Annotated in this window: 28 protein-coding genes; 6 read left to right on the top strand and 22 right to left on the bottom strand. The window is 69.6% G+C overall.

The window, feature by feature from the left end:
- Positions 1-36: 36 nt before the first annotated feature.
- Positions 37-480: a hypothetical protein gene (locus ACQEVY_RS40005; RefSeq protein ID WP_432954750.1), complete on the top strand. Its 444-nt coding sequence runs from the start codon at positions 37-39 to the stop codon at positions 478-480.
- Positions 481-484: 4 nt separating this feature from the next.
- Here the strand turns inward: ACQEVY_RS40005 and mug are convergent, their stop codons facing one another.
- The 11 genes from mug to ACQEVY_RS40060 form a co-directional block, all read right to left on the bottom strand.
- Positions 485-1,033, bottom strand: a complete 549-nt coding sequence (gene mug / locus ACQEVY_RS40010) for a G/U mismatch-specific DNA glycosylase (protein ID WP_432955644.1) — start codon at positions 1,031-1,033, stop codon at positions 485-487.
- On the bottom strand, positions 1,030-2,472 hold the full coding sequence (gene purB, locus ACQEVY_RS40015) for an adenylosuccinate lyase (protein ID WP_432954751.1): 1,443 nt from the start codon (positions 2,470-2,472) through the stop codon (positions 1,030-1,032). The genes mug and purB overlap by 4 nt, the downstream gene beginning before the upstream one ends.
- Before the next feature lie 82 nt (positions 2,473-2,554).
- Complete coding sequence (locus tag ACQEVY_RS40020) at positions 2,555-2,893, bottom strand: DUF4326 domain-containing protein (protein WP_432954752.1); 339 nt, start codon at positions 2,891-2,893, stop codon at positions 2,555-2,557.
- Positions 2,894-3,073: 180 nt separating this feature from the next.
- A complete protein-coding gene (locus tag ACQEVY_RS40025; protein WP_432954754.1) occupies positions 3,074-3,856 on the bottom strand; it encodes an SGNH/GDSL hydrolase family protein in 783 nt (260 codons plus the stop codon).
- A 110-nt stretch (positions 3,857-3,966) separates the two neighbouring features.
- A complete protein-coding gene (locus ACQEVY_RS40030) occupies positions 3,967-4,980 on the bottom strand; it encodes a hemolysin family protein (RefSeq protein ID WP_432954756.1) in 1,014 nt (337 codons plus the stop codon).
- Positions 4,977-6,326 (bottom strand): hemolysin family protein, encoded by a 1,350-nt coding sequence (locus tag ACQEVY_RS40035; RefSeq protein WP_432954757.1) that lies wholly within the window; start codon positions 6,324-6,326, stop codon positions 4,977-4,979. Before ACQEVY_RS40035 ends, ACQEVY_RS40030 begins: the two co-directional genes overlap by 4 nt.
- Before the next feature lie 184 nt (positions 6,327-6,510).
- The gene (locus tag ACQEVY_RS40040) at positions 6,511-6,936 is read right to left on the bottom strand and encodes a GNAT family N-acetyltransferase (RefSeq protein WP_432954758.1); all 426 of its coding nucleotides are present in this window, start codon (positions 6,934-6,936) and stop codon (positions 6,511-6,513) included.
- An 83-nt stretch (positions 6,937-7,019) separates the two neighbouring features.
- The gene (locus ACQEVY_RS40045) at positions 7,020-7,841 is read right to left on the bottom strand and encodes an amino acid ABC transporter permease (RefSeq protein ID WP_432954760.1); all 822 of its coding nucleotides are present in this window, start codon (positions 7,839-7,841) and stop codon (positions 7,020-7,022) included.
- The gene (locus tag ACQEVY_RS40050) at positions 7,838-8,488 is read right to left on the bottom strand and encodes an amino acid ABC transporter permease (RefSeq protein ID WP_432954761.1); all 651 of its coding nucleotides are present in this window, start codon (positions 8,486-8,488) and stop codon (positions 7,838-7,840) included. Before ACQEVY_RS40050 ends, ACQEVY_RS40045 begins: the two co-directional genes overlap by 4 nt.
- A 19-nt stretch (positions 8,489-8,507) precedes the next feature.
- Positions 8,508-9,410: a glutamate ABC transporter substrate-binding protein gene (locus tag ACQEVY_RS40055; RefSeq protein WP_432954763.1), complete on the bottom strand. Its 903-nt coding sequence runs from the start codon at positions 9,408-9,410 to the stop codon at positions 8,508-8,510.
- A gap of 127 nt (positions 9,411-9,537) precedes the next feature.
- Positions 9,538-10,257 carry an amino acid ABC transporter ATP-binding protein gene (locus ACQEVY_RS40060; protein WP_432955646.1) on the bottom strand — a complete coding sequence of 240 codons (720 nt, stop codon included), beginning with the start codon at positions 10,255-10,257 and terminating at the stop codon, positions 9,538-9,540.
- 414 nt (positions 10,258-10,671) lie between these two features.
- Here ACQEVY_RS40060 and ACQEVY_RS40065 point away from each other — a divergent pair, with 414 nt between their 5' ends.
- Positions 10,672-11,850, top strand: a complete 1,179-nt coding sequence (locus tag ACQEVY_RS40065; protein ID WP_432954765.1) for an aminotransferase class V-fold PLP-dependent enzyme — start codon at positions 10,672-10,674, stop codon at positions 11,848-11,850.
- A 36-nt stretch (positions 11,851-11,886) separates the two neighbouring features.
- Here ACQEVY_RS40065 and ACQEVY_RS40070 read toward each other — a convergent pair whose 3' ends face one another.
- From ACQEVY_RS40070 to ACQEVY_RS40085, 4 genes are all read right to left on the bottom strand, one after another.
- Positions 11,887-12,579 (bottom strand): FadR/GntR family transcriptional regulator, encoded by a 693-nt coding sequence (locus tag ACQEVY_RS40070; RefSeq protein WP_328773127.1) that lies wholly within the window; start codon positions 12,577-12,579, stop codon positions 11,887-11,889.
- A 127-nt stretch (positions 12,580-12,706) separates the two neighbouring features.
- Positions 12,707-13,588 (bottom strand): LLM class F420-dependent oxidoreductase, encoded by an 882-nt coding sequence (locus tag ACQEVY_RS40075; protein ID WP_432954766.1) that lies wholly within the window; start codon positions 13,586-13,588, stop codon positions 12,707-12,709.
- A gap of 46 nt (positions 13,589-13,634) precedes the next feature.
- Positions 13,635-16,202, bottom strand: coding sequence for an ABC transporter permease (locus ACQEVY_RS40080; protein ID WP_432954767.1), 2,568 nt, complete (start codon positions 16,200-16,202; stop codon positions 13,635-13,637).
- A gap of 11 nt (positions 16,203-16,213) precedes the next feature.
- A complete protein-coding gene (locus ACQEVY_RS40085) occupies positions 16,214-17,134 on the bottom strand; it encodes an ABC transporter ATP-binding protein (RefSeq protein ID WP_432954768.1) in 921 nt (306 codons plus the stop codon).
- Positions 17,135-17,328: 194 nt separating this feature from the next.
- Between ACQEVY_RS40085 and ACQEVY_RS40090 the strand changes: the two genes are divergently transcribed.
- Both ACQEVY_RS40090 and ACQEVY_RS40095 read left to right on the top strand, forming a co-directional pair.
- Positions 17,329-17,556: a hypothetical protein gene (locus ACQEVY_RS40090; protein WP_033324966.1), complete on the top strand. Its 228-nt coding sequence runs from the start codon at positions 17,329-17,331 to the stop codon at positions 17,554-17,556.
- Positions 17,557-17,593: 37 nt separating this feature from the next.
- Positions 17,594-17,938, top strand: coding sequence for a fic family toxin-antitoxin system, toxin component (locus tag ACQEVY_RS40095; protein ID WP_432955647.1), 345 nt, complete (start codon positions 17,594-17,596; stop codon positions 17,936-17,938).
- A 179-nt stretch (positions 17,939-18,117) separates the two neighbouring features.
- On the opposite strand, the gene ACQEVY_RS40100 is transcribed toward ACQEVY_RS40095, so the two are convergent.
- The 4 genes from ACQEVY_RS40100 to bioB form a co-directional block, all read right to left on the bottom strand.
- Entirely contained in the window at positions 18,118-18,798 is a 681-nt protein-coding gene (locus ACQEVY_RS40100; protein ID WP_432954769.1) for a class I SAM-dependent methyltransferase, read from the bottom strand.
- 106 nt (positions 18,799-18,904) lie between these two features.
- Positions 18,905-19,624, bottom strand: a complete 720-nt coding sequence (bioD, locus tag ACQEVY_RS40105) for a dethiobiotin synthase (RefSeq protein WP_432954771.1) — start codon at positions 19,622-19,624, stop codon at positions 18,905-18,907.
- Between the two features lie 31 nt (positions 19,625-19,655).
- On the bottom strand, positions 19,656-20,936 hold the full coding sequence (locus tag ACQEVY_RS40110; protein ID WP_432954773.1) for an adenosylmethionine--8-amino-7-oxononanoate transaminase: 1,281 nt from the start codon (positions 20,934-20,936) through the stop codon (positions 19,656-19,658).
- Positions 20,929-22,059 (bottom strand): biotin synthase BioB, encoded by a 1,131-nt coding sequence (bioB, locus tag ACQEVY_RS40115; protein ID WP_432954775.1) that lies wholly within the window; start codon positions 22,057-22,059, stop codon positions 20,929-20,931. Before bioB ends, ACQEVY_RS40110 begins: the two co-directional genes overlap by 8 nt.
- Positions 22,060-22,255: 196 nt before the next feature.
- On the opposite strand from bioB, the gene ACQEVY_RS40120 reads away from it, so the two are divergent.
- Positions 22,256-23,392 (top strand): 8-amino-7-oxononanoate synthase, encoded by a 1,137-nt coding sequence (locus ACQEVY_RS40120; RefSeq protein WP_432954776.1) that lies wholly within the window; start codon positions 22,256-22,258, stop codon positions 23,390-23,392.
- Here ACQEVY_RS40120 and ACQEVY_RS40125 read toward each other — a convergent pair.
- Both ACQEVY_RS40125 and ACQEVY_RS40130 read right to left on the bottom strand, forming a co-directional pair.
- Positions 23,373-23,600: a DUF397 domain-containing protein gene (locus tag ACQEVY_RS40125; protein ID WP_432954777.1), complete on the bottom strand. Its 228-nt coding sequence runs from the start codon at positions 23,598-23,600 to the stop codon at positions 23,373-23,375. The genes ACQEVY_RS40120 and ACQEVY_RS40125 overlap by 20 nt on opposite strands.
- A gap of 9 nt (positions 23,601-23,609) precedes the next feature.
- Complete coding sequence (locus ACQEVY_RS40130) at positions 23,610-24,467, bottom strand: helix-turn-helix domain-containing protein (RefSeq protein ID WP_432954778.1); 858 nt, start codon at positions 24,465-24,467, stop codon at positions 23,610-23,612.
- Between the two features lie 286 nt (positions 24,468-24,753).
- Between ACQEVY_RS40130 and ACQEVY_RS40135 the strand changes: the two genes are divergently transcribed.
- A complete protein-coding gene (locus ACQEVY_RS40135) occupies positions 24,754-25,197 on the top strand; it encodes an ATP-binding protein (protein WP_432954780.1) in 444 nt (147 codons plus the stop codon).
- A gap of 32 nt (positions 25,198-25,229) precedes the next feature.
- Here the strand turns inward: ACQEVY_RS40135 and ACQEVY_RS40140 are convergent, their stop codons facing one another.
- Positions 25,230-26,147 (bottom strand): LysR family transcriptional regulator, encoded by a 918-nt coding sequence (locus tag ACQEVY_RS40140; RefSeq protein WP_432954781.1) that lies wholly within the window; start codon positions 26,145-26,147, stop codon positions 25,230-25,232.
- Positions 26,148-26,176: the final 29 nt, after the last annotated feature.

Here is a 26,176-nt window from a genome sequence, read left to right on the forward strand (position 1 = left end):
CACCAAATGTCAGTGCCGCAGGGTTTACTGGATCTCATGACCCTCGCGCAGCAACTCGCCACGATAGACGAGCTGTGCTCCCGACCCTTTTCCACGGAGCACGGCCGGTCGGACGTCGGCACCGCAGGACCTGGGTTCCACATAGCCGAACTGGCGACGAGCGACGACTTCTGGGAGGACGACGGGACGGAGCGGGAGGAGACGGCCGTGCAGTACGAAGCGGACAGGGACGGCCTCTCCGAGCGGCTGACCGATCGCTGGGGTGCGCCGCAGAAATTCTCGCTGTGGAGCATCCAGGAGCGGGCCATGGGCGGCGAGGACATACCTGAGCCATGGGGCTCGCTCAGCTCCCATGTGCAGGACGTGCACTCGTGGAGGTGCGAGGAGATCGGCCGCTGGGTTGTTCTGGGTGTGTCCCAGTGGGACAAGGAGCTGCCGTTCCAACTCCTTGCCGTGGTCACCGAGATAGATCCACCGTGACCCGCTAAGTCTGGGCAGCCGCCAACCGCAGCCGCCCGAACTCCTCCGCCATCGTCTCCGCCGTCCAGTGCGCGTTCAGCCCGCTGGGATTGGGCAGCACCCACACCCGCGTATCACCGAACTTCCGCTCCTGCGGGCCCACTTGAGCCTTGCGCTCGTCGAAGGCCACCCGGTACGCGGTGACTCCCACCACCGCAAGCCAGCGCGGACGCAGACGCTCCACCTTCAGGCTCAGCAGCCGGCCGCCCTCCCGGTACTCCTCCGCGCTCAGCTCATCGGCTCGCGCGGAGGCCCGCGCCACCACGTTCGTGATGCCGAGTCCGTACGAGAGCAACTCGCCCTGTTCTGACGGCTTCAGCAGTCGAGGTGTGAAACCGGAGAGGTGCAGGACCGGCCAGAAGCGGTTGCCCGGGCGGGCGAAATGGTGGCCTGTCGCAGCCGTCATGAGACCGGGGTTGATGCCGCAGAACAGAACGCGGAGGCCGTCCGCGACGACATCCGGCACCAGCCGGTCGCGGGCGGCCTCCAGTTCCGCAGGGGTGAAGCGCGTCAGAGGATCGCCCCCGGCGTGTAACCCGCCGCCTCCGGGTGCTGCTTGACGATCTCCTCGATCCGGCCGACGACCGCGGAAACCTGGCCGGCGGCGGCCCCCGTGAAGGACAGCTTGTCGGCCATCAGCGCGGCGAGCTCCGCACGGTCCAGCGGAAGGCGGTCGTCGGCGGCCAGCTTGTCGAGCAGTTCGTTGCGCTCGGCGCCCTGCTCGCGCATCGCGAGAGCGGACGCGACGGCGTTCTCCTTGATGGCCTCGTGCGCGACCTCCCGGCCGACACCGGCGCGTACGGCACCCATCAGGACCTTCGTCGTCGCGAGGAACGGCAGATAACGGTCCAGCTCACGCGCGACGACCGCGGGGAAGGCGCCGAACTCGTCGAGGACGGTGAGGAACGTCTCCAGCAGTCCGTCGAGTGCGAAGAAGCCGTCGGGCAGCGCAACCCGGCGCACCACCGAGCAGGAGACGTCGCCTTCGTTCCACTGGTCGCCCGCGAGCTCGCCGGTCATCGAGGCGTAGCCGCGCAGGATCACCATCAGACCGTTGACGCGCTCGCAGGACCGGGTGTTCATCTTGTGCGGCATCGCCGAGGAGCCGACCTGACCCGGCTTGAAGCCCTCGGTCACCAGCTCATGCCCGGCCATCAGGCGGATCGTCTTCGCGAGCGAGGACGGAGCCGCGGCCACCTGCACCAGGGCGGTGACGACCTCGTAGTCGAGCGAGCGCGGGTAGACCTGGCCGACGGAGGTGAAGGCCTGCGAGAAGCCGAGGTGCCCGGCGATGCGCTGCTCCAGCTCGGCGAGCTTCGCCGCGTCGCCGCCCAGCAGGTCGAGCATGTCCTGGGCCGTGCCCACCGGGCCCTTGATGCCGCGCAGCGGGTAACGGGCGAGCAGCTCCTCGACCCGGCCGTACGCGACGAGCAGCTCGTCGGCGGCGGTCGCGAAGCGCTTGCCGAGGGTCGTGGCCTGCGCGGCGACGTTGTGCGAACGGCCCGCCATGACCAGCTCGCCGTACTCACCGGCCAGCTTGCCGAGCCGCGCCAGGACCGCCACCGTACGGTCGCGCATCAGCTCCAGCGAGAGCCGGATCTGCAGCTGCTCGACGTTCTCCGTGAGGTCACGCGAGGTCATGCCCTTGTGGACGTGCTCGTGCCCGGCGAGATCGTTGAACTCCTCGATCCGCGCCTTCACATCGTGCCGCGTGACCTTCTCGCGCTCGGCGATCGAGGCCAGGTCGACCTGGTCGAGAACGCGCTCGTAGTCGGCGAGGGCGGCATCCGGCACCTCGATCCCGAGATCCTTCTGGGCCCGCAGTACAGCGAGCCAGAGCTGACGCTCCAGTTTCACCTTCTGCTCGGGGGACCACAGGACGGCGAGCTCGGCGGAGGCGTAGCGGCCGGCGAGGACGTTCGGGATACGGGGCTTTGCGGGCGCGGGAGTCACGTGGCCTGATTCTACTGGCGGTTCCCGCAGGCCAGCGCCATGGGGTTGTTCGTCGGAAGCTACAAGCGCGGTCCGAGGCCGCTCAGGACGCGTCGGCCAGCTCCGCCAGGATGTCGGCGTGGCACAGCTCCGGCGCGCACCAGCAGGCCAGCGTCTTGCCGCGCAGTTCGGGCACCAGGTCGAGGAGGTCGGGGCGTTCGAGGAGGTACGCCCGGTACTTGGCCATGACCTCGGGGCGGGTGCCGTCGTGCTTCTTCTTGGCGGTGTCGGGGACGAACGGGTTGTTGAGCGGATGCTCGGGAAGGTCCCAGCCGCCCCTGGTCCAGCGGCGGCCGACGTAGACGAGGTCCGCGGGGGCCTTCTCCAGACGGGGCCCGAACTCCTGGATATGGCCCTTGAGGTTGATCACGGTGGTGGTCACGCGAGACTCCCTTCGCGCCGCCGGGACGATGCTTCCGATCATCCGACGCGAAGGAGACCCACGCCACCGGCCTCTCGTACGCCCACGTCCACCGGCCCGTCGTAGGCCCACGTCACCTGGCCGTTCGTAGGCCCACGTCCCCGGCCGTTCGTACGCGTACGCCGCCACCCCTTCGTACGTCTACGACCCCGACCCCTCGTACGGCAGCAGCTCCGGCCGCTTGGCCGGACGGCCGTCCCCCGAGGACCGCCCCGTAAGCCGCCGCCCGATCCACGGCAGCAGGTACTGCCGGGCGAACCGCACGTCGGCGGTCCGGCGGGCGCCCCACCCGGGCGGCGCGCTCGCGGGCAACGGTGTACGCCACTCGGCGTCCTGCGCCTCGTGGCCGAGTGTCTGCCACACCGCTTCCGCGACGCGGCGGTGCCCCTCGGTCGTGAGGTGCAGGCGGTCCACGTCCCACATGCGGGGGTCGGCGAGTGACGGGGCGCCGTAGAGGTCGACCACGAGGGCGCCGTGCCGGGACGCGAGGTCGTCCACGCAGGTGAACAGCTCCTCCATGCGTGGCCGGAAGCGTTCCAGGACCGGGCCCTGGCGGCCGGGGCTGCGCATCAGCACGAGTTGCTTGCAGGAGGGAGCGAGCCGCTCGACGGCCTCCTCCAGGAGCCCGCGTACCCGGCCCATGTCGCACTTGGGGCGGAGCGTGTCGTTCAGCCCGCCCACCAGCGTGATGAGGTCCGGCTGCATGGCCGCCGCCACGTCCACCTGCTCGGCCACGATCTGCCCGATCAGCTTGCCGCGCACGGCGAGGTTGGCGTACCGGAAGCCCGGCGTCCGAGCGGCCAGCCGCCCCGCCAGCAGGTCGGCCCAACCGCGATACGAGCCGCCGGGCAACCGGTCCGACATGCCCTCGGTGAAGGAGTCGCCGACCGCGACAAAACTGGTGTAGGTGGCATTCGTCTCCATGGCGGAAGCGATGGTATCCCGCACACATACCCACCGGTCTGCCGCCCACGGGCAGGTGCCGGTACGTGCAGGAATGTGCCGGTACGTGCAGTCACGTACCGGCACTCACCTCACGCCGGCTGCCCGAACAACTCCCGCAGCACGTCCTCCATCGTCACCAGCCCCGCCAGCAGCCCGTCGTCGCCGGACACCGCCGCCAGATGCGTACGACTGCGGCGCATCGCCGTGAGCACGTCGTCCAGCGGTGTGCTTTCCCGGACGCGGGCGATCGAGCGCATGTCCGCGACCCGGAACGGCAGGTCGCGCGGCATCGCGTCCAGCGCGTCCTTGACGTGGAGGTAGCCGACGATGTGGCGGCCGTCGTCCACGACGGGGAAGCGGGAGAAGCCGGACTCGGCGGACAGGTCCTCCAACTGCTCGGGCGTGACGCCCACGCGCGCGTAGACGACGCGTTCCAGCGGGAGGACGACATCCCGGACGGGACGGCGGCCCAGCTCCAGGGCGTCGTGCAGCCGCTCCTGGGCCCGGTCGTCGATCAGGCCCGCGGCGCTGGAGTCCTGGACGAGGCGGGCGAGTTCGTCGTCCGAGAAGGTCGCGGTCACCTCGTCCCGCACCTCGACGCGCATCAGCTTCAGCAGCGCGTTCGCGAAGGCGTTGATCGTGAAGATCACCGGACGCAGCGCCCGGGACAGCGCGACCAGCGGCGGGCCGAGCAGCAGTGCCGTGCGCACCGGTTCGGCGAGCGCGATGTTCTTCGGCACCATCTCGCCGAGGAGCATGTGCAGATACGTCGCCAAGGTCAGCGCGATCACGAACGAGATCACGTGCCCCGCGCCCTCGGGCACCCCCATCGCGTGGAACACCGGCTCCAGCAGATGCTCGATCGCGGGCTCCGCGACCACACCCAGGACCAGCGTGCACAGCGTGATGCCGAGCTGCGCGGCGGCCATCAGCGCGGAGACGTGCTTCAGACCCCACAGCACGCTCCGCGCCCGCCGGTCGCCCTCTTCGGCGTACGGCTCGATCTGGCTGCGGCGTACGGAGATCAGCGCGAACTCGGCACCGACGAAGAAGGCGTTCACGACGAGCGTCGCCAGACCGATCAGCAGCTGTACGGCGGTCACAGCGTCCCCTCTTCCTGGATGCCTTCGATGCCCTCGATGAGCGGTAGGGGCGCGTGCAGCAGCACGCGCGCGGCCCGGTGCCCCGATGCGTCCGTCACTTCGAGCCGCCAGCCGGTGACGTCCACGGTGTCGCCGACGGTGGGAATGCGGCCGAGTTCGGTCGCGATGAGCCCGGCCAGCGTCTCGTACGGCCCCTCGGGCACCCGCAGCCCGACCCGTGCGAGCTGGTCGGTGCGGGCCGCACCGTCGGCGTTGTACAGCGCCCTGCCGTCGTCGTCCTTGCCGGCCAGGGCGAGATCGGGCATCTCGTGCGGATCGTGCTCGTCCCGCACTTCGCCGACGACCTCCTCGACGATGTCCTCCAGGGTGGCGACCCCGGCGGTGCCGCCGTACTCGTCGATGACGACGGCCATCGTGCGCTTCCCGGACATCCGGTCCAGGAGCCGGTCGACGGTCAGCGACTCCGGTACGAGCAGGGGTTCGCGCATCAGCTGCGCGACCGAGCTGCGGCTGCGGCGCTCGGCGGGCACCGCCAGTACGTCCTTGATGTGCGCGACGCCCACGACCGAGTCGAGGTTGCCGCGGTAGACGGGGAAGCGCGAAAGACCCGTCGCCCGCGTCGCGTTCGCCACGTCCTCGCAGGTCGCCTGGACGTCCAGGGCGATGACCTGGACGCGCGGCGTCATCACGTTCTCCGCGGTCAGGTCCGCGAGGTTCAGCGTCCGTACGAAAAGCTCGGCGGTGTCGGCCTCCAGCGCGCCCTCCCTCGCGGAGTGGCGGGCCAGGGCCATCAGCTCCTGCGGCCCACGGGCCGAGGCCAGCTCCTCGGTGGGCTCGACACCGAAGCGGCGTACGACCCGGTTCGCGGTGTTGTTGAGATGCGTGATGAACGGCCGGAACAGCGTGCTGAACCAGCGCTGCGGCGTCGCCACCTTCTTGGCCACCGACAGCGGCGAGGAGATCGCCCAGTTCTTGGGCACGAGCTCGCCGACGACCATCAGGAACACCGTCGACAGCGCCGTACCGATGACCAGCGCGGTCGAAGAGGCCACCGAGGGGCCCATGCCGGCCGCCTCCAGCGGACCCGCGATCAGCTTGGCGATGGACGGCTCGGCGAGCATGCCGACGATCAAGTTGGTGACGGTGATGCCGAGTTGCGCGCCGGAAAGCTGGAAGGTCAGATTCCGTACGGCCTTGAGAGCGCCCGAGGCACCGACCTCACCGCGCTCGGCGGCTCGTTCCAGCTCGCTGCGCTCGACCGTGGTCAGCGAGAACTCGGCGGCGACGAATGCTCCGCAGGCCAGGGAGAGCAGAACCGCCACCGCGAGGAGGAGCACTTCGGTCATCGGGTCACCTCCGTCCCATGGTCGGACAGAGGGCTGGGAATCGCATGATGCCCGCACGGCGCAAGGCCGCGCGGGCTGCCGGGACTGGGAGGCTCGCCCATGGGCGGACGCTCACACCTTTCCTAGGAAGAAGAAGACCAAGTCCTCACATAGTAAAGGGTCAGCAAAGTCGCGCGTACGCCGGTCATGCGCCGAGCGGCTTCACCCACCGCCGCCACTTCTCCTCGGGCGTGTACCCCGCGGCCCGCCACGCATGATGCGCGGTCTCGTTGCGCTGCAGCACCATCGCGTCGCCGCGCCGCCCGCCGAGCCGTACGAACCGTTCCTCCGCGGCGGCGAGCAGCGCCGAGCCGATGCCGAGGCGGCGGCGGTCCGGATGCACGGCGAGCCGGTACAGATGGCAACGCCAGCCGTCGAAGCCGGCGATCACTGTGCCCACGAGCTCGCCCCCGTACTCGGCGATGATCAGCGCCTTGGCGTCACGGGCGACGAGCCGCTCCACGCCGTCGCGGTCGTCGCTGATGCTCGTGCCCTCGGCGGCCGTCTTCCAGAAGGCGAGGACGGCGTCGAGATCGGCGGGGGTTGCGCTGCGGATGTGGAGATCGCTCATGGGGCGAGCCAAGCAGATCGTCGGCCTGTCTGGCGAACAGATTCCCGTGCCGGGGAATCACGGAGATCGGCCGGCCGCCGCGTTCAGCCCGCCCGGCGCTCCACGGCTTCCGCCAGTTTCGAGAGGCTGAAGTTGACCCCGATGAAGATCGCTCCGATGACGAAGAACATCTGGAGGGGGTTCTCCAGTGTCTGTACGGCGATCTGGCCCCGGCGCAGCAGTTCCTCGTAACTGATGATGAAGCCGAGTGAGGTGTCCTTCAGTACGACCACGAGCTGCCCGATGAGGGCGGGGAGCGTGATGCGGAACGCCTGGGGGAGCAGGACGAGGCGCAGGGTCGCGCTCCGGGTGAGGCCGATGGCCTGGGCGGCTTCGGCCTGGCCCTTGGGCAGGGCCTGGATGCCGGCGCGGATGACTTCGGCGATGACCACGGAGTTGTACAGGGTCAGTCCGATGACGAGGAACCACATCACCGGCAGGTCGACGCCGAGTTCCGGCAGGACGCGGGCGGCGAAGAAGACGGACATGACGACCGGTACGCCGCGCAGGAACTCGATGCAGCCCACGACCGCCCACCGGTACCAGGCGGCGGCCGTGAACCGGGTGACGGCGAGGACGGTGCCCAGGAGGAGGGAGAGCGCGATGGCGATGGCGGCCGCCTGCAGCGTGGCGAGCAGGCCCGCGCCCAGGAAGTCCCATACCTGCCCGAACTGCTCATGGGTCGGATCGAGCAGCGGCCCCCACTTGGCCTCGGCGAACTGACCCTGGGCATCGAGCCTGGTGACCAGGGTGACGAGCAGGGCGGCGAATACGAGCACCACCGCGGCCGTGCCCCAGCGGATGCGCCTTCGGGTCCGTGGGCCAGGGGCGTCGTACAGCGCGGGGGCGGTGTTCGGTGCGCTCACCGGGCGATCGCCACCTTTCGTTCCAGGGTGCCGAGCAGAAACCCGAAGGGCAGTATCAGCAGGAGGTAACCGACCACGACGCCGGTGAGGGTGGGCAGGGCGGGGAGTCCTCGGGCCGAGGTGAGGGTGTCGGCGACGCTGAACAGCTCACCGCCCACACCGAAGGCGCCCACGATCGCCGAGTTCTTGATCATGGCGATCAGTGCGTTGCCGAGGGGAGGGACCATCGACCGCAGTGCCTGCGGCAGGACGACCTGCCGCAAGCCCGAGCCGAAGGTGAGCCCGATGGACCGCGCCGCTTCCGCCTGACCGGCCGGCACGGCATTGATTCCGCTGCGTACGGCCTCGCAGACGAAGGCCGAGGTGTAGCAGACCAGTCCCGTCACACCGAACCAGAAGTAGCTGCCGTGCAGGCCGACTTCGGGTAGGCCGAACGCCATGAAGAACAACACGACGGTGAGCGGGCAGTTGCGCAGCCACTGGACCCACAGCGCGCCCAGGCTCCGCAGCACGGGGACGGGCGAGACCCGGGCCACCGCCACGGCCAGGCCGACCGCGAGGGAGCCGATGGCCGCGTAGAGGCAGATCTCGACGGTTCTGAGCCAGCCGGACCAGAACAGGCCGGCGTTGCCGGTGATCACATCCATGACACTCCTCCGGACCGCCTCACTCGCAGGGGCCGAGTCGGGGCAGTTCGGGAGTCTTCGGGGCGGCGTCGCCGACGGTCTTCTCCCATGCCTTCGCGTAACTGCCGTCGCTGACGGACTCGGTGAGTACGTCGTTGACGAACTCGCAGAACTCGACGTCGCCCTTCTTGATGCCGATGCCGAAAGGCTGGTCGTAGAAGGTGTCTCCGACGGTCCTGAACTTGCCTTTGGAGGTGGAGACGAAGCCGAGGAGGATGGCGCTGTCGGTGGTGACGGCGTCCACCTGGCCGGTGCGCAGAGCCTCGGCGCACTTGCTGAACACGTCGAACTGGACGAGCTGCGATTCGGGCTTCGAGAGGTACTCCTTGATGACCTCGGCGTCGACGGATCCGGTCGCCGTACAGACCTTGAGACCGGACTTCTTGAGGGACTTGGGCCCGGTGATCTCCTCGTTGTCGCTCTTGACCATGAGCGTCGAGCCGGCGTTGTAGTAGGGCCCGGCGAAGGTCACGCGGGTGCGGCGCTCGTCGGTGATGGTGTAGGTCGCGGTGATCAGATCCGCCTTGCCCTGCGCGAGGTACTCGTCCCTGACCTTGGAGGGGGTCTCGACCCAGTCGATGTCTCCCGCCGCGATGCCGAGGTTTCCCGCGATGATCTTTGCTATCTCCACGTCGAATCCCGCGGGTTCGCCGTCGAGTCCTTTCAGACCGAAGAGCGGTACGTCGAACTTCGTACCGATCGTGATCCTGTCGGCCTTTGCGAGCTGGGCCATGGTGGTGCCGGCGGCGAAGTCGGGGTTGGCGGCGACCTCGGCGGTGTCGTCCGTGGATGCCGAGCCGCCTCCGCAGGCGGACAGGGCGAGGGCGAGGGAAACGGTGGTGGCCGTCACGGCGAGGGCACGTCTGAGCTGGGTCATGGTCATGGCGGTGCTCCTGGCAGGGCTGTCAACAGGTGGGTGAAGCAGGGTGGTTGATGACGTCGTGGGGTGACGTGGTGGGCCACGCGGAGGGCGACTTCGTGGGTGACTTGAGTGACCTGAGTGCGGGACTTCAGTGCGTGAGGATCTTGGACAGGAAGTCCCTGGCCCGCTCGCTCTTCGGCGCCGAGAAGAAGTCTTGGGGAAGCGCCTCTTCGACGATGCGGCCGTCCGCCATGAAGACCACGCGATCGGCGGCACTGCGCGCGAACCCCATCTCGTGCGTGACGACGACCATGGTCATCCCCTCGCGGGCCAGCGAGACCATGACGTCGAGGACCTCGTTGACCATTTCGGGGTCGAGAGCGGAGGTGGGCTCGTCGAACAGCAGCACCTTGGGGTCCATGGCCAGGGCGCGGGCGATCGCCACTCTCTGCTGCTGGCCCCCGGAGAGCTGAGCGGGGTACTTGTGCGCCTGGGCGACCACTCCCACCCGGTCGAGCAGCCGCAGCGCCTGCTGTTGGGCCCGAGCCCGGGGTATTCGCCGGACTTTCACCGGGCCGAGCGTTACGTTCTCCAGCACCGTCTTGTGGGCGAAGAGGTTGAAGGACTGGAACACCATTCCGACGTCCGCCCGGAGTGCGGCCAACTCCTTTCCTTCGCTCGGCAGTTCACGTCCGTCGAGTGTGATGCTCCCCGAACCGATGGTCTCCAGCCGGTTGATGGTGCGGCACAGCGTCGACTTGCCGGAGCCGGAGGGGCCGATCACGACGACGACCTCTCCCGCGCCGACATCGAGATCGATGTCGGCCAGGACGTGCAACTCGCCGAAGTGCTTGTTGACGCCCCGCATGGACAGCAGCGGGGCCTGGTGGCTCGCCTCCTCCGGTGATGCGTCGGCGATGGTCTCGGTGCCGTGGTTCTTCAAGGAAGACATGAACTGCTACCTCGCTGTGGAGAGCAGGCGGTGGGGGCGACCGGGTGTGAGTTGGTCCAACCTGTAGGACCAGTGGACTGGCTGGGGGCGGGTTCTGTCAAGGGTCGATCTGGAATGGCCTGTGACATCTGCGTTGCGAGCTGCGGTGACCAGCTGAAACTGAGCGTCGGACCTCCGGCCGAGATCCTCTTGACTCGGTGGCGATGGTAGGGCAGATTGGTCCTACCGGTTCAACCAATGCCTCTCGGATATGCAAGCCGATCCCGAGGGGCGTTATGCGACGAGCGTCGATGTGCCTTGCCGGCGCAGGCGCGGAAAAGGAACGCGCCAGTGAGTGCCACCCGAACCATCGACATCGCGCAACTGCGCTCCCGGTTCCCGGCGGCGGACCAGTTCCTCTACCTGGACGCCGCTCACCAGACCCCCCTCTCCCTGACGGTCCGAGCGGGCCTCGACGCCTTCTACGACCAGGCCCTGCATACCGCAGGCCCGAAGACGCACTGGCTGACCCGCGTCGAGGAGGTCCGGGCCCGGCTGGCCGGTTTCCTGGGCGCGAACCCCCGGGAGATCGCTTTCACCAAGAACACCTCAGAGGGGCTCAACATCGCAGCCCACGGCCTGCGTTGGGAACCGGGTGACAATGTGCTGCTGCTCGAGGGCGACCACCCCAACCTCCTGTACGCATGGCTGGGCCTGCGCGCCAAAGGCCTGGAGGTCCGGCTGGTGCCGCAGGACGGCGGGCCCGGCAAGAAGTGGGCCGACGCCGACACCTTCGCGCCGTACGTGGACGCCCGGACCCGTGCCATAGCGCTGTCCCACGTCATGTTCCACAACGGCCAGCGCAACGACGTCGCGGCCATCGCAAGGCTCGCGAAGCGGCACGGCGCCGAAGTGGTCGTGGATGCCATGCAGTCCCTCGGCGTCCTCGACGTGGACGCGCGGGAACTCGGGGTCACCGCCCTCGCCGCGGGGTGCCACAAGGGCCTGCTGGTACCCCAGGGGCTCGGCCTGCTGTTCACGCCGTACGACGCCGAGCGGCTGCCGCCCACGTACACGGCGCTCGCCGGCATGGCGGACACCGACGAGGACCTCGTCATCGGAACGGAGCAGGTCAAACTCCGCCCCGACGCCCAGCGCTTCGAGATCGGCAACTTCAACCTGCCCGCGATCCACGCCCTGGGCGCCGCCCTGGCCCTCTTCGAGGAGGTGGGTGTGCGCCGCGTAGAAGAGCACGTACTGGATCTCGGCGACCGGCTGATCGAGCACCTGGACGCCCTGGGCATCCCGTTGGCAGGACCGAGGGAGCGTGAGCGCCGCTCGCACATCTACGTACTGGCTCTTCAGGCGCCCGGCTGGCCCGAGTTCCTCGCCTCCGAGAACGTGAGGGTGTCGTCTGTACGGGACGGGATCAGAGTCTCATTCGGTCTGTACAACAACTCCGACGACGTGGACCTGCTGGCCGGGATCCTGCGGCGGGGCCTGGACAAGCGCGCCCACCGAGCGGCCTGAGGAGGAGGCGTCCGTGTCCAGCGACTTCCGTACTGATCAGCGTTGCAGCACCGGGTAGTCGTGGTAGTGCTGCGTCGTAGCCTCGTACGCCGACGCGACGTCCTTGTCGCGGATCGCCTGTACGAGCGCCTTGTGGACGTCGAGCGAATAGGCGCCGATCGTCGGCGTGTACTGGCCGTGCAGCAGCCACTCGTGGTTCTGGTGTCTGGTGGTCAGCTCCGTCACCAGGCTCACCAGCAGCGGTGTACGGGACGCGGCCGCGACCGCCCGGTGCAGGTCCATCGTCGTCCGCAGATACGCCTCGTAGTCCTCCTGCTCGAGATGCTCTTCCATCTCGGCCACCAGGGCGTCCATCTTGAGCAGGTCGGACCGCGTGGCCTTGCGGATCGCCATCAGCGCGCTGGCCAGCTCCAGGGCCTCCCGAGCCTGAAGCAGCTCGTTGATGTTCAGCGCGGCGGTGAGTCCGGCATCGCCCGCCTCGGGGAGGACGCGCTCCGGCTCGGCGACATAGCTGCCGTCGCCCAGCCGGGTGTCGACATGCCCGCTGAGCTGCAGAACGGCCAGCGCCTCCCGGACCGCGTTACGGCTCACGCCGTACTCGCCCGCCAGCTCGCGTTCCGACGGTAGCCGCTCACCGACCGGTAGCTTGCCGCCGCGCATCTTCTCGAGCAACTGCTCGGCGACCAGCTCCGGCTTGCGGCGCCTGCCTGGGGGATTCTGCGGTGACATGGGACTCCCGGATCTGGTACTACTGGTAGGACCAGCCTCCCATGCAGGGAAGAAGCAGTCAATCAGCCCAGCCTGAAGCGCCGAGCAGCACCAACCGGTTCATGAACGAGCACGCTCACTCACTCACTCACTCGCCGCGCAACGCCTCGATCACCGGCCCGAACGCCTCCATGTTCGGCTCCAGCACCGTCAGATACGAGAACCCGTACCGCTCGCGCTGGGCACGCACCTGGTCGACGATCTCGTCCAGCGTTCCGAGGAGCGCGATCGGCAGGTCCAGTACCTGCTGCTCGGTGAGGTAGGGGACGTGGGGCAGCCACTCCTGGATGGCGGCGCTCCGGTCCTCTGTGATGGCGACGATCTGGATGAGCAGATTGAGCTCGGCCGGTTCCTTCCGGCCGGCGGCCAACTCCTGGTACAGAGCGACCCGTTCGCCGAGTTCCTCGGCCGTGATCGCCTCGAGCATGCCGTCCGGCATCGACCGGGCGCCTGTGAACGCCGCGACGTCAGCGTGCTCGGCGGCGAGCTTCAGCATCCGGTCGCCGTTGCCGCCGATCAGCAGCGGCACACGGGGTTTCTGCATCGCCTGCGGCTGGTGCTCCTCAGAGCCGAGCAGCCGGTCCAACTCCTCGACCGTACGCGCCAGATGGTCCACCCGTTCACGCGGCGATCCCCACGGAATGCCCGCGCTCTCGTGCTCGGCCGCCACATAGCCGGTGCCCAGGCCGAGTTCGAGACGGCCGCCCGTCAGCGCGTCCGTGGTGGCGACCTCGCGGGCCAGCAGCGCCGGATTCCAGAAACCGGCGTTGAGCACGAAGGTCCCGAGCCGCGGCCGCTCGGTCGCCTCCGCCGCCGCGACCAGGGACGGGAATGGTGCGGGCATACCGAGGTGGTCGGGGACCAGAATCACGTCGTACCCGAGCTCCTCGGCCCGCCGGCACTTCGCGCGCCACTCCTCGGCGGTCGCGGGCTGCATCAGGTTGACACCGAACCGGAACGGACGCGGCATGAACTCTCCTCACCCTCAAGGGACTTGAGTACCTCAGCCGAGTACATCACTCGTGCGCGATGGCCGCCAGAACGTTCATCCGTGAGGCACGCAAGGCGGGCAGCAGCGCCGCCACGATGCCCACGACCGCCGAACCCACCACGACCGCGACGATGGTGCCCCATGGGATCGCCAGCGCCGTCATGCCCTGCAACGCCAGAACCTGCTGCACGCACACGCCCCACACAAGCCCCAGCGCCAGCCCGAGCACCGCGCCGAACACGGCGATCACCACCGACTCCAGCCGGATCATCCGCCGCAACTGCCGCCGGGCGAGGCCGATCGCACGCAGCAGCCCGATCTCGCGGGTGCGCTCCACGACCGACAGGGCAAGGGTGTTGACCACACCGAGCACCGCGATGATGATCGCCAGGCCCAGCAGGGCGTAGACGAGATAGAGCAGTACGGCGATCTGGCCGCGGATCAGCTCCTTGTAGTCGGCCTGGTCGCGCACCTCCACCTGCGGATACGGGTCGAGCGTCTGATCCAGGCGCTCGCGCAGCGTGTCGACGGAGGTGCCCGAGGCGGCGTTCACGTACAGCGTCGAGTCCTGACCGCCCGGCACGTGCTCCTCAAGTGTCTTCAAGCCGAAGTACATCGCTCCCTGCGCGCCGAAGCCCTCGCCGCCCTCCTGGTCGGTGAGCGCGGCCACCCGCAGTTCGGTCTGCCGGCCGCCCTGGAACTCGACGGGAATGACACTGCCGATGCGTACGTCGTGGTCCTTGGCGTAGTCGACGTCCATGGCCATGTTTCCGGGGGCCAGCGCCGCCGCCGTGTCGCCTTGCGCGTACGTGATGTTGGCGACCTCGTCGAGCTGGTCGCCGTAGCCTGCTGCGCCCGTCTCGACGCGGTCGCCGTCGGGCAGCCGTGCCGCGATGGCTGCGAACCGCTGGCGTACGACGATTCCGACGCCGTCCGTAGCGTCGACCTTCTCGGTGATCTCCTGCGGGAACGGCTGGAAGTTGCTGTTCTGCACCACGAAGTCGGCGCCGAGCGTCTCGTCGATCTGCTGGTCGAAGGACTTGGTCATGGACTCGCTGGCCACGGACATCCCGCCGACCAGGGCGAGGCCGACCATCAGCGCCGCCGCGGTGGCACCCGTACGACGCGGATTGCGCAGCGCGTTGCGCTGGCTCATCCGCCCGATCGAGCCGAACACGGCCGGGAACGCTCCGCCGAGGACGCGGATCACGGGCCGTACGAGCAGCGGCCCGGCGATCACGGTCGCGATGAGGGTCAGGACGACGCCGAGTCCCAGCAGGGAAGCGGCGGATCCCGTCTCCGTCGCGGTCACGCACCCGACGAGCGCGGCGGAGCCGAGCGCTCCGACGACCGTCCCCACGATGGCCCGTACCCGCAACGGCCGCCCCACACCGGCGATTTCGGCGTCCGCGAGCGCGGCCATCGGCGACACTCCGGCGGCCCGTCGCGCCGGAAGATACGCGGCGACGAAGGTGACGCCGACGCCGACCGCGTACGCCGAGACGGGGGTCGCCCAGCCGATGACCATCTCGGTGGACTTCAGGTTCATGCCGAGCAGGCTCATGAGCTCGATCAGCCCGAACGCGAGCCCGATCCCGGTGGCCAGGCCCAGCGTTGAGCCCACCAGGCCCAGCAGGGTCGCCTCCAGGAGCACGGACCGGCGCACCTGCCGCCGGTCGGCGCCGAGGGCGCGCAACAGGCCCAGTTCGCGGGTGCGTTGGGCGATCAGCATGGAGAAGGTGTTGACGATCAGGAACACGCCGACCAGTACCGCGATTCCGGCGAAGCCGAGCATCACGTACTTGATCACGTCGAGGAAGCCGCCCAGTTCGGCGGCGGCGGACTCTGCCTGCTCGTCGGCGGTCTCCACCTCATAGGTCTCGGTGCCGACCTCGCGAGATACGCGCTGCTTGAGAGCGGCGTCGCTCACGCCCTCCTCCGCGGTCACCGCGATGCTGGTGGCGAGGCCCTCCTTGCCCAGCAGCTTGGTCTGCGCGGTCGGAATGTCGAGGAAGACGAGGGCCGCACCCGGGTTGGTGGTGGTGAAGGTCGCGATGCCGACGATCTTCACCTTGAACGAACCCGGCTGTGCGATCACGGTGAGCGTGTCACCGATGCCTACGTCCTTGTTGTCGGCCGTGTCCGCGTCGATCAGCGCCTCGCCGGGCCCGCGCGGCTCATGGCCGGAGGTCAGTTCCACGGGGCTGCGATCGGTGATGTACCAACCGGCGGCGATGGTGGGCGCGCCGGTGGTCGGGCCCACGGACTCGTTCTTGCTGTTGACGACGGTGACGCCCTCGACGGAGACGTCCAGATGCGTGTCGGCGACGCCGTCGAGCCGGGCGATACGGTCCTGGATGCTCGCGTCCACGGTCTGGACGGCCCCGGAGGGCAACTGCGAGTCCAGATCCTCGCGCGGCAGCACGGTCACGTCGGCCGACGTGGACGCGAAGAGCCGGTCGAAGGTACGGGTGACCGTGTCCGAGAAGATCAGGCTGCCCGCGACGAACGCCACGGACAGCAGGACGGCCAGCGCCGAGAGCAGCAGCCGCCCCTTGTGCGCGAGGAAACTCCTCAGTGTCGCCTTCAGCACGACGGCCTGCCTCAGTCCTGGTCGCGGGCGATGCCCTGGTCGGAAGCGGTGCCCTGGTCGCTAGTGGTGCCCTTGCCGAGGGCGACGCCGTGATCGGGTGCGCTGCCCTGGCCGGGTGCGACGCCCTGATCGGGGGCGGCGCCGTCCTCGAACGGGCCGCGGATGGTGTCGAAGCGCTTCATGCGTTCCAGCACAGCCTCCGCCGAGGGCCGCGCCATCTGGTCCACGATCCGGCCGTCCCCGAGGAAGAGCACCAGGTCGGAGTGGGCCGCCGCGCCCGGATCGTGCGTGACCATGACGACGGTCTGGCCCAGCTCATCGACGGCCTCCCGCAGAAAGCCGAGGACTTCGAGTCCGGCCCGTGAGTCGAGGTTGCCCGTCGGCTCGTCGGCGAAGATCAGCTCGGGGCGTGAGGCCAGCGCGCGGGCGCAGGCGACGCGCTGCTGCTGCCCGCCGGACAGCTGCGCGGGCCGATGCTTGAGCCGGTCGCGCAGACCAAGCGTGTCGATGACCTGGTTCAGCCACTTCTCGTCGGGCTTCTTGCCCGCGATATCCATGGGCAGCGTGATGTTCTCGATCGCGTTCAGCGTCGGGATCAGGTTGAACGACTGGAACATGAAGCCGATCCGGTCCCGGCGCAGCCGCGTCAGCTCGCGCTCCCGCAGCCCGGTGATCTCGGTGTCGCCCAGCCAGACCTGTCCGGCCGACACGGAGTCGAGCCCCGCCAGACAGTGCATCAGCGTGGATTTCCCCGAGCCCGACGGACCCATGACCGCCGTGAAACGACCGCGCGCGATATCGACGTCGACTGAGTCGAGGGCGAGCACGGTCGTCTCGCCCGTGCCGTATGCCTTGGTGAGACCACGGGCGCGGGCCGCGATCTCCTCGGCGTCCGTGCGCCCGAGGGCGTGCTCCGCAGCTGCAGTGGACAAGGCCGCCTCCTAGGTGGGTTCGGTGTCCGCGGGCGAGCTTAGTGTGATCCCGCGCACACTCGGTATCCACCCGAAGTCCGAGCCCCTCTCCTGCGCAGGTCGGTGCCCCTGAGTTTGATGTAAGGGGCACCCTTACTGGATTCCCTATGGGTGCCCCCTTGCCCCTGCTAGCGCCCAGGCGCTAGCTTCAAAGTATGGCGAAGACCCAACTGAACGTGCGCGTGGACGAGGGCACCGCCCGGGCCGCGCGCGAGCGAGCCCTGGCCCGCGGCATGAGCGTCAACCGCTATATCGAAGAGCTGGTCAGACAGGACACCGGGGAAGTGGGCCACACCTTCGTGGAGGCCGCCGCCGACTTCATGAAGCAGTACGAGTCCGTGTTCGCCGAGGAGTTCGGCCCGGAGCGAGAAGGCCGTCGCTGAACCCTTGAACGTCCACGTCGACCTCGCCTGGCTACTCATGGTCGCCGAACAGAAGACCCCCGGAGATCCCCAGGTCACCGACTGGGGAGCCCTCGTCGCCGCGGTCAGCCGGCACGAGGCGGAGATCTTCGGCGTCCCCGTCTACGACACCCCACACGCCCGAGCCGCAGCACTGCTCCAACTCCTGCTCCACGTCCCAGCGCTGGAACGCTCCAACGCGATGTTCGCCACGGCGGTCGCATACGCCTATCTGGTCGCCAGCGGCCTGAAGGTAGTCACGTCACCAGAGCAGGTCCGCGACTTGGCCCGCCTGGTCAAGACGGGCGAGGCGACGGTGCAGGACATCACGCAGGAACTGCGCAGGTGGAGCCTGGAACCTTGAGGTATCCCGGGCCTGACACGTCCCCTGGCGGACGTGCCGATTTCCGGTGCGGCACCGCGCCCCCTGAAAGGCGGCCGCAGGCCGTCCTTTCAGGGGGCGCGGGGAACTGCGCGACAAGCCACGACGGCGCCGCAGTCGACAAAGAACCTGCAGCCCTCGGTGCTTAGTCGCCCCCTGCTTCACCCAGCGGAGCGCGCCGTGCCGAGCACGCAGTAAGACGTCGGCATCCGCACCCCCTTCTCCGGCACCAACACCCGCCGATACGGCCCCAGTTCGTACCCGGCGTCGCGCAGCGAGCCCAGCACGTCCCGGCCAACGTGGCAGCCGCCGAACAGCAGCGGCCACACGGTCTGGTCCAGGGCGCGCTGGGTAACCCCCATCACCGCGCCCCCACCCTTGCCGTGCTCGAAGAACCGCAGCTCACCGCCCGGCCGCAGGACGCGGCGGACCTCGGCCAGGGCCCGCGGCACGTCCCGTACGCTGCACAGCACCAGCGACAGCACCGCCGCGTCGAACGCCTCGCTCTTGACCGGCAGCCCCTCCGCGACGCCCGGCACCACGTCGACGGGCACCTCGGAGCGCAGGGCGGCGGTCACCGCCAACTGCCGCAGCCTGCGCTCGGGTTCGATCGCGACGACCTCCGAGACGGTGCTCGGATAGTGGGCGAAGTTCAGTCCGTTGCCGGCGCCGATCTCGATGACCCGGCCGGAGAGCCCGGCGAGCAGTTCGTCGCGGTGTGGGCCGATGGCGGGCTCGGAGGCGACGCTGATCTTGGCGTAGAAGCGGGCGAACACCGGGTGGTGCACGGGAGCCGGGGCCATCCGGCCGGCCTTGCCGGTCCGGGAACGGCGTGGTCGCATGGAGACCTCCCCTGGGCGACTTGCGCTACGGCGATTGTCCCCCCGCATCCGCCCGCTCACCCACCCGTCGGCTGCCCCGGCTCCCGCTGTGCCGACCCGCTTGTGCCTACCCCGCCCCCTGCCCCGCAGCGAACTCCTCCGCATCCCACGTCCCGCCCAGCGGCCGGGCCAGCCAACTCGGCGCAGCAGCACGGAAGTCCGCAGGCCGCAGCCGCCCCACGCCCTCCGGAACCGCCCCCAGCAGCGGCGCCCCCGCCACCACCGGCAGATCCGCGAGGTTGCAACGCGACGCGAGGTCCGGCTCGCTCGGCCAGCTGCCCACCACGACACCCAGCAAGTCCAGCTGCCGGGCGCGCAGCTCGCGGGCGGTCAGCTCCGTCGTGTTGAGGGTGCCGAGGCCGGCGGAGGCCACCACCAGCACAGAGGCGTCCAGCAGGCGGGCCGCGTCCGCCAGCGTGCCGCCCTCGTCGTCGAACCGTACGAGCAGCCCGCCCGCCCCCTCGACCAGCACGACCTCGTGCTCGGCGGCCAGCTTGCCCGCCGCCTCCGCCACTTCGGATGCCCGCACCGGCGCCAGACCGGCCCTCCGGGCAGCCGTCGCGGGCGCCAACGGCTCGGGATAACGGGCGAGTTCGAGGGTGGTCACCGGGCCCGCGAGCCGGGCCACCTCGTCGGCGTCGGCGCGCTCGTCGGGTCGTACGCCCGTCTGCGCCGGCTTGAGCACCGCCACGGACCGCCCGGCGGCGACGGCGGCCGAGGCGACGGCCGCCGTCGTGACCGTCTTGCCGACCTCCGTGCCCGTCCCCGTGATCACCAGTACCGGCATGGCACCTCCCCACGCATCTCCCTGCTCACGCTCACCCTTCCCGCGCCGCCGCGCACACCGCGCGCGCGATCCGCGCCACGTCCGCGTCGCCCGTCACGTACGGCGGCATCGTGTAGACGAGGTCGCGGAACGGCCGCAGCCACACGCCCTCCCGCACCGCCGCCCGCGTCGCCGCCGCCATGTCGACATCGTGATCCAACTGCACGACACCGATGGCACCGAGGACGCGTACGTCCCGTACCCCCGGAAGCTCTGAAGCCGGTGCCAGGCCCTCCCGCAGGCCTGTCTCGATGCGCTTGATCTCCGTCCGCCAGTCCTGGCCGAGGAGCAGATCGATGGAGGCTGAGGCCACCGCGGCGGCGAGCGGATTGCCCATGAAGGTCGGGCCGTGGGCGAGCACCGGGACCTCGCCCCGCGAGATCCCCTCGGCGACCCGCGACGTACACAGCGTCGCCGCCATCGTCATATAGCCGCCGGTCAGCGCCTTGCCCAGGCACATCACATCCGGCGTCACGCCCGCATGGTCGGCCGCGAACAGCGCCCCCGTACGCCCGAACCCGGTCGCGATCTCGTCGAACACGAGCAGCACGCCGTACGCGTCGCAGGCCTCGCGCAGCACCCGCAGATAGCCGGGGGAGTGGAACCGCATCCCGCCCGCGCCCTGCACCACCGGCTCCACGATCACCGCGGCCAGTTCATCGGCGTGGCGCTCGATCAGCGAGTGGAGATGATCGGCGTACGACTCCTCGTACGCGACCGGAGGCGGATCCGCGAACACCTGCCGGGGCAGCACGCCCTGCCACAGCTCGTGCATCCCGCCCTCGGGATCGCACACCGACATCGGCTGCCAGGTGTCGCCGTGATAGCCGCCGCGCCAGGTCAGCAGGCGCTGCTTGGCCGGGCGGCCGAGCGAACGCCAGTACTGCAGGCACATCTTGACCGCCACCTCGACCGACACCGAGCCGGAGTCGGCGAGGAAGACATGCTCAAGTCCATCCGGCGACATGTCGACAAGGCGCTTCGCGAGCCGTACGGCGGGCTCGTGTGTGAGCCCGCCGAACATGACATGGCTCATCCGCCCGAGCTGCTCGCGCACCGCGTCGTTGAGCACGGGGTGGTTGTAGCCGTGGATGGCCGACCACCAGGACGACATGCCGTCCACCAGCTCGTCCGGCTGACCGGCGATCGTCAGTCGCACCCCGCTCGCCGACTCCACGACGAGCGGTTCCTGCCGGCCGGGCATCGGCCCGTACGGATGCCATACGTGCCGCCTGTCGAGATCGAGCAGCTCGCTCACAGGCAGGTCAGGCATTGGGCGCGAGATCCGTTCCGGCACCCCGGCGGCGTACCGCGACCAGATCCGTACGAGCCTCGGGGATCGCCTCCGCATCGCCGGAACCGCAGACGCTCCCCGAGCCACATCCGCCCGGCACCCGATGCTCCGGCAGCGTCACCTCGTCCGTGCCCTCCACCTCGAACCCGGCATCCGCGATCATCTCCAGGTCCGCCTTGCCGGCCTGGCCCTCGCTGGTGAGGTAGTCGCCGAGGAAGATCGAGTTGGCGAGGTGGAGGGCGAGCGGCTGCATCGTACGGAGATGGACTTCACGGCCGCCCGCAATGCGTACCTCTACGTCCGGGCAGACGAAGCGGACCATCGCGAGGATGCGCAGACAGCGCTGCGGGGTGAGGTTCCACTCCTTGGCGAGCGGGGTGCCCTCGAAGGGGATCAGGAAGTTCACGGGGACCGAGTCCGGGTCCAGCTCGCGCAGTGCGTAGACGACGTCGACCAGGTCCTCGTCGCTCTCGCCCATGCCGGCGATCAGGCCGGAGCAGGCGGACAGGCCTGCCGCGTGCGCCTTCTCGACCGTGTCCACACGGTCGGCATACGTATGGGTGGTCGTGATGTCCCCATACGTACTCTCGGACGTGTTGAGGTTGTGGTTGTAGGCGTCCGCACCCGCCGCGCGCAGCCGCTCGGCCTGGCCGTCGGAGAGGAGGCCGAGGCAGGCGCAGACCTCGACCCCCTCGTTCTGGTCCTTGATCGCCTTGATGGTGTCCGAGACCCGGTCGACGTCACGGTCCGTCGGTCCGCGCCCGCTCGCCACCAGGCAGACCCGCTTGGCGCCGCCCGCGAGACCGGCCGCCGCCGCCTCGGAGGCCTGATCGGGCTTGAGCCAGGTGTACTTGAGGATCTCCGCCTTGGAGCCGAGGCGTTGGGAGCAGTACGAGCAGTCCTCCGGGCACAGGCCCGACTTCAGGTTGACCAGATAGTTGAGTTTCACCCGTCGGCCGAACCACTGCCGCCGTACCTTTCCGGCCGCGGCCACCACATCGAGGAGTTCGTCGTCGGAGGTGGCCAGCACGGCCAGCGCCTCGTCGCGGGTCGGCAGCTCGCGCCGAAGCCCCTTGTCCACCAGCGTGTTCAGCAGGTCCATGGGGTCAGATCCTGGCCTATGCGAGTGGGCGGGGCCAAGGAGAGTTCGTACAAGACAGCCCGTTCGAGGTGTGGTTTTTTCCACATCATGGGCAGCGGGCCGGGCGGCTAGGGTCTGTGCACTGCCTACAAAACCCCCTGCGGAGCACTGCCCGCAGGGGCACCCTCATGCACAACCCCCAAGGCCCGGAGGACACATGGCCGGATCGCCGTTCGCGTGGATCGACGAACAGGCGCGTACGCGGCGCCGGGCCGGACTCGTCCGCACCCTGCGCCCACGCCCCGCCGACTCCCCGCTGCTCGATCTCGCGAGCAACGACTATCTGGGCCTGGCCCGGCACCCCGAGATCACCGAGGCCGCCGCCCGCGCGGCGAAGGTATGGGGCGGCGGCGCCACCGGGTCCCGGCTCGTCACGGGCTCCATGGAGCTGCATGCCGAACTGGAGCGTGAGCTGGCCGAGTTCTGCGGCTTCGAGTCCGCGCTCGTCTTCTCCTCGGGTTACGCCGCCAACCTCGCCGCCGTCACCACGCTGGCGCCGCACGGCTCGCTCGTCGTGTCGGACGCGGGCAACCATGCCTCGCTGATCGACGGTTGCCGTCTCGCACGCGGCACCACGCAGGTCGTCGCGCACGCCGACCCCGAGGCCGTGCGCAAGGTGCTGGGCACACACGCCGGACCCGCCGTCGTCGTGTCCGACACGGTTTTCTCTGTGGACGGCGACGCGGCCCCGCTCGCCGAACTCGCCGGTGCCTGCCGGGAGTTCGGCGCCGGTCTGGTCGTCGACGACGCGCACGGGCTCGGCGTGCTCGGGGAGGGCGGCCGGGGTGCACCGTACGCGGCCGGGCTCGCGGGCGCGGCCGACGTCGTCACCACCGTCACGCTGTCGAAGTCGTTCGGCAGCCAGGGCGGCGCCGTCCTCGCCCCGGCCCACGTGATCGACCATCTGGTCAACGCGGCCCGCACCTTCATCTTCGACACGGGCCTGGCCCCGGCCGCCGCGGGCGCCGCCCTCGCGGCCCTGCGCCTGCTGCGCCGGGAACCGGAACGAGCGGCACGCGTGCGTGCCGTGGCCACGACACTGCACTCCCGCCTGACCGCCGAAGGCCTGGAAGCCGTACGGCCGGACGCCGCCGTCGTCTCCGTGCGCGCGTCCTCGCCGGAGCAGGCCGTGCGCTGGGCGGCGGACTGCCGCGAGGCGGGACTGGCCGTCGGCTGCTTCCGTCCCCCGTCGGTGCCGGACGGCATCTCACGGCTGCGGCTCACCGCCCGCGCGGACCTCACCGACGGGCAACTCGACCATGCCGTACGGGTGATCAGCGCAGCGCGTCGATAAAGCCCTCCCAGGCCGAGGGGGCGAAGAGCAGGGCGGGACCCGACGTGTTCTTCGAGTCGCGCACCGCGAGAAGGCCGGCCCATGGGCCGGAGGCCGGACGGGCCGTCTCGACGCAGTTGTTCATTCCCGTGCTGCGGCTGCTGCGCCGCCACCGCACACCGTGCAGTTGAGTACTGGTAGGTACGGACCGAGGCAGGGTGGTGGACATGGTGCCTCCTTACTCGCCGTCAGCCAGACCGGCGATGAAATCCAACGAGTCCTCGGGCGAAAGGGCGTGGATCTGAAGGGAGTTGAAGGCCTCGGTATAGGCCTGAAGGTCCTCTTCCCTTTCGAGATAGAGGCTACTCGTCAAGTGGTCGAGAACAACCACATCCAGATCAGAAGTAGTCGAAAATGAAAAGATAACGAAAGGCCCGGTCACCCCGACATGGGCCCCAACTCCGAACGGCAACACCTGAATCCGCACGTGAGGCAGCTGGGCGGCGTCCCGTAGAAGCCTCAACTGCCGTGCCATCACGCCCGGTCCGCCGACCGAGCGCCGCAGCACTCCCTCGTCCAGGACCGCACTCAGTCGCAGCGGCGTGTCCGAGCGCAGCACCTCCTGGCGGGCGAGACGCACTTCCACCAGCGCGTCGACCTTGCCGTCCGGCAGCCCGTCCAGGGCGGCCCGCGTCACCTCGCGGGCGTACTCCGGTGTCTGCAAGAGCCCGGGGACCACGGAGTTCTCCAGGGTGCGCATCGCGCTGGCCTGCGACTCCAGGCTGATGAAGTCGCGGTACGTGGGCGGCAGCAGACCTCGGTAGGCGTTCCACCAGCGGTGCCGGTCGTCGCCCTCGGCGCCCGCGAGTACGACGAGGAACTCGAGAAGCTTCGGGTCGCGGACGTCGTACGCGTCGAGGAGTCGCCGTAGGTCCGCGGCTTTGACCCCGCTGTGGCCGGTCTCGATCCTGCTCACCTTCGACTGGTGCCAGCCGACACGCCGGGCGGCCTCGCCGCTCGTGAGACCCGCGCGGGTGCGCAGGGCGCGCAGTTGGGCGCCGAGCTTTCGGCGGCGTACCGCGGGACCGTGTTGCATGGCCGTCTCCTTCCGACCGTCGCGCCGACGCTATAGCGTCGGGCGCCATGACGACGGGAGAAGACGACCCGGTCACCCGTCCGAATGACCACCCTGAGCGCCACCCAAATACGGTCGGTCGTCGGAGAGTTCACCGCTTCGAGGGACAGATATATGCATATCTTGGGGGATCGGCACCGAGACCGGCCCGCTAGTGGCAGTCTGGCGCGCAGCACCAGTCCGGGACCGTACTCGAACCGCCGCTCCGTGTCGGACTCCGGTCCCGTGGGAAAGGGACGACCTCGCCATGGCAGACCACCTGGAAGCCTCCGTCACTCTGCCGAGCGATCCCGCCTCGGTCTCCACCGCTCGTACCTACGTCGTCAACGTCCTTGCCGAATGGGGCCTTCCGTCGGACACGGAAGCCGCCGACACCGTCCGTCTCATCGTCTCCGAACTCGCCACCAACGCCGTGCAGCACACCTTCGGTCAGTCACCGACCTTCACGGTGGACCTCGAGCTCGACCGTGACGAGCAGCTGCGCATCGGCGTGACGGACAGCCATCCACGCTTCCCGAAGAGACTCCCGGCAGCCGTCCAGCAGGACAACGGCAGAGGCCTGGTCATCATCCGCTTCCTCACCGCCGAGTGCGGGGGCAAGGTGACGGTCCGGCCCACCCGTGAGGGCGGCAAAACGGTGTCGATCATGCTGCCGTGGACGACTCCGGTTCAGCCGGTCCCTGCCGATTGAAGGGCTCGGGGAGTCGTTGGTGATCGCGGCCGTCAACTCGGCTGGGACGCGCGGCCGAAGGCGCCGCGCAGCAGCGCGCGGAAAGCGTCGGCCGCGGGGGCCTGCTCGTCGGTGCGGTAGGCCACAGAGATCGTCCTGCGTAGGTCTCCCGGTTCCAGGAGGCGCATGCTCACCGGGGTGGCGGCGGTTCTGGCGACCATCTCCGGTACCACCGCGATGCCGAGGCCGGCGCTGACGAGGGCGCAGACCAGGGCGTAGCCGGGAGTCGCCACGAGGACCGAAGAGGCGGTGCGCGCCCGGGCGAGCACGGCCTCCACGCCCTGCCGGGCCGGGTGGTCCGGGGCCATGCTGATCAACTGCTGGCCGGCCAGCTCGGTCAGTGGCAGCCGGGACGAGCCGCTCGTCAAGGCGTGCCCGGGAGCGGTCACCAGCACCAACTCCTCGACCAGGACCGGCTCCGCGGACACGGCGGCGGGCAGCGGCACCGGCTCCGCGGGCTGGTAGGCGTGCGTCAGCGCCAGATCCACCTCGCCCGCGGCCACCGCGGCGATACCGGCCTGCGGCTCGTAGTCCGCCACGGTCAGCTCCACATCGGGATAGGCCCTGCGGAACGCGCTCAGCACCGGCGGCAGCAGGTGGATCCCGGCCGTCTGGAAGGTGCCGAGCCGCAGGGTGCCGCCGGACAGCCCGGTCACGCGCGCCAGTTCATGCCGCGCCCGGTCCATCTCGTCCAGCACCCGGCGCGCCCGGGCCGCGAGGAGTTCGCCCGCGCCGGTCAAGCGGGCGCCGCGGTGGTGACGTACGAGAAGCGCCGTGCCCGCCTCCCGCTCCAGCTTGGCCAGTTGCTGGGAGAGCGCGGGCGTCGTGTAGCCGAGGCGCTCGGCGGCCCGGGTGATTGAACCGGCCTCCGCGACGGCCACCAGCGCCGCGAGCCGCGTCGGGTCGTACATACGAGGCTCCCGGCTGAATGGCGAGCTAA

It is taken from the genome of Streptomyces sp. CA-288835 (assembly GCF_050936385.1).
GTDB lineage: Bacteria > Actinomycetota > Actinomycetes > Streptomycetales > Streptomycetaceae > Streptomyces.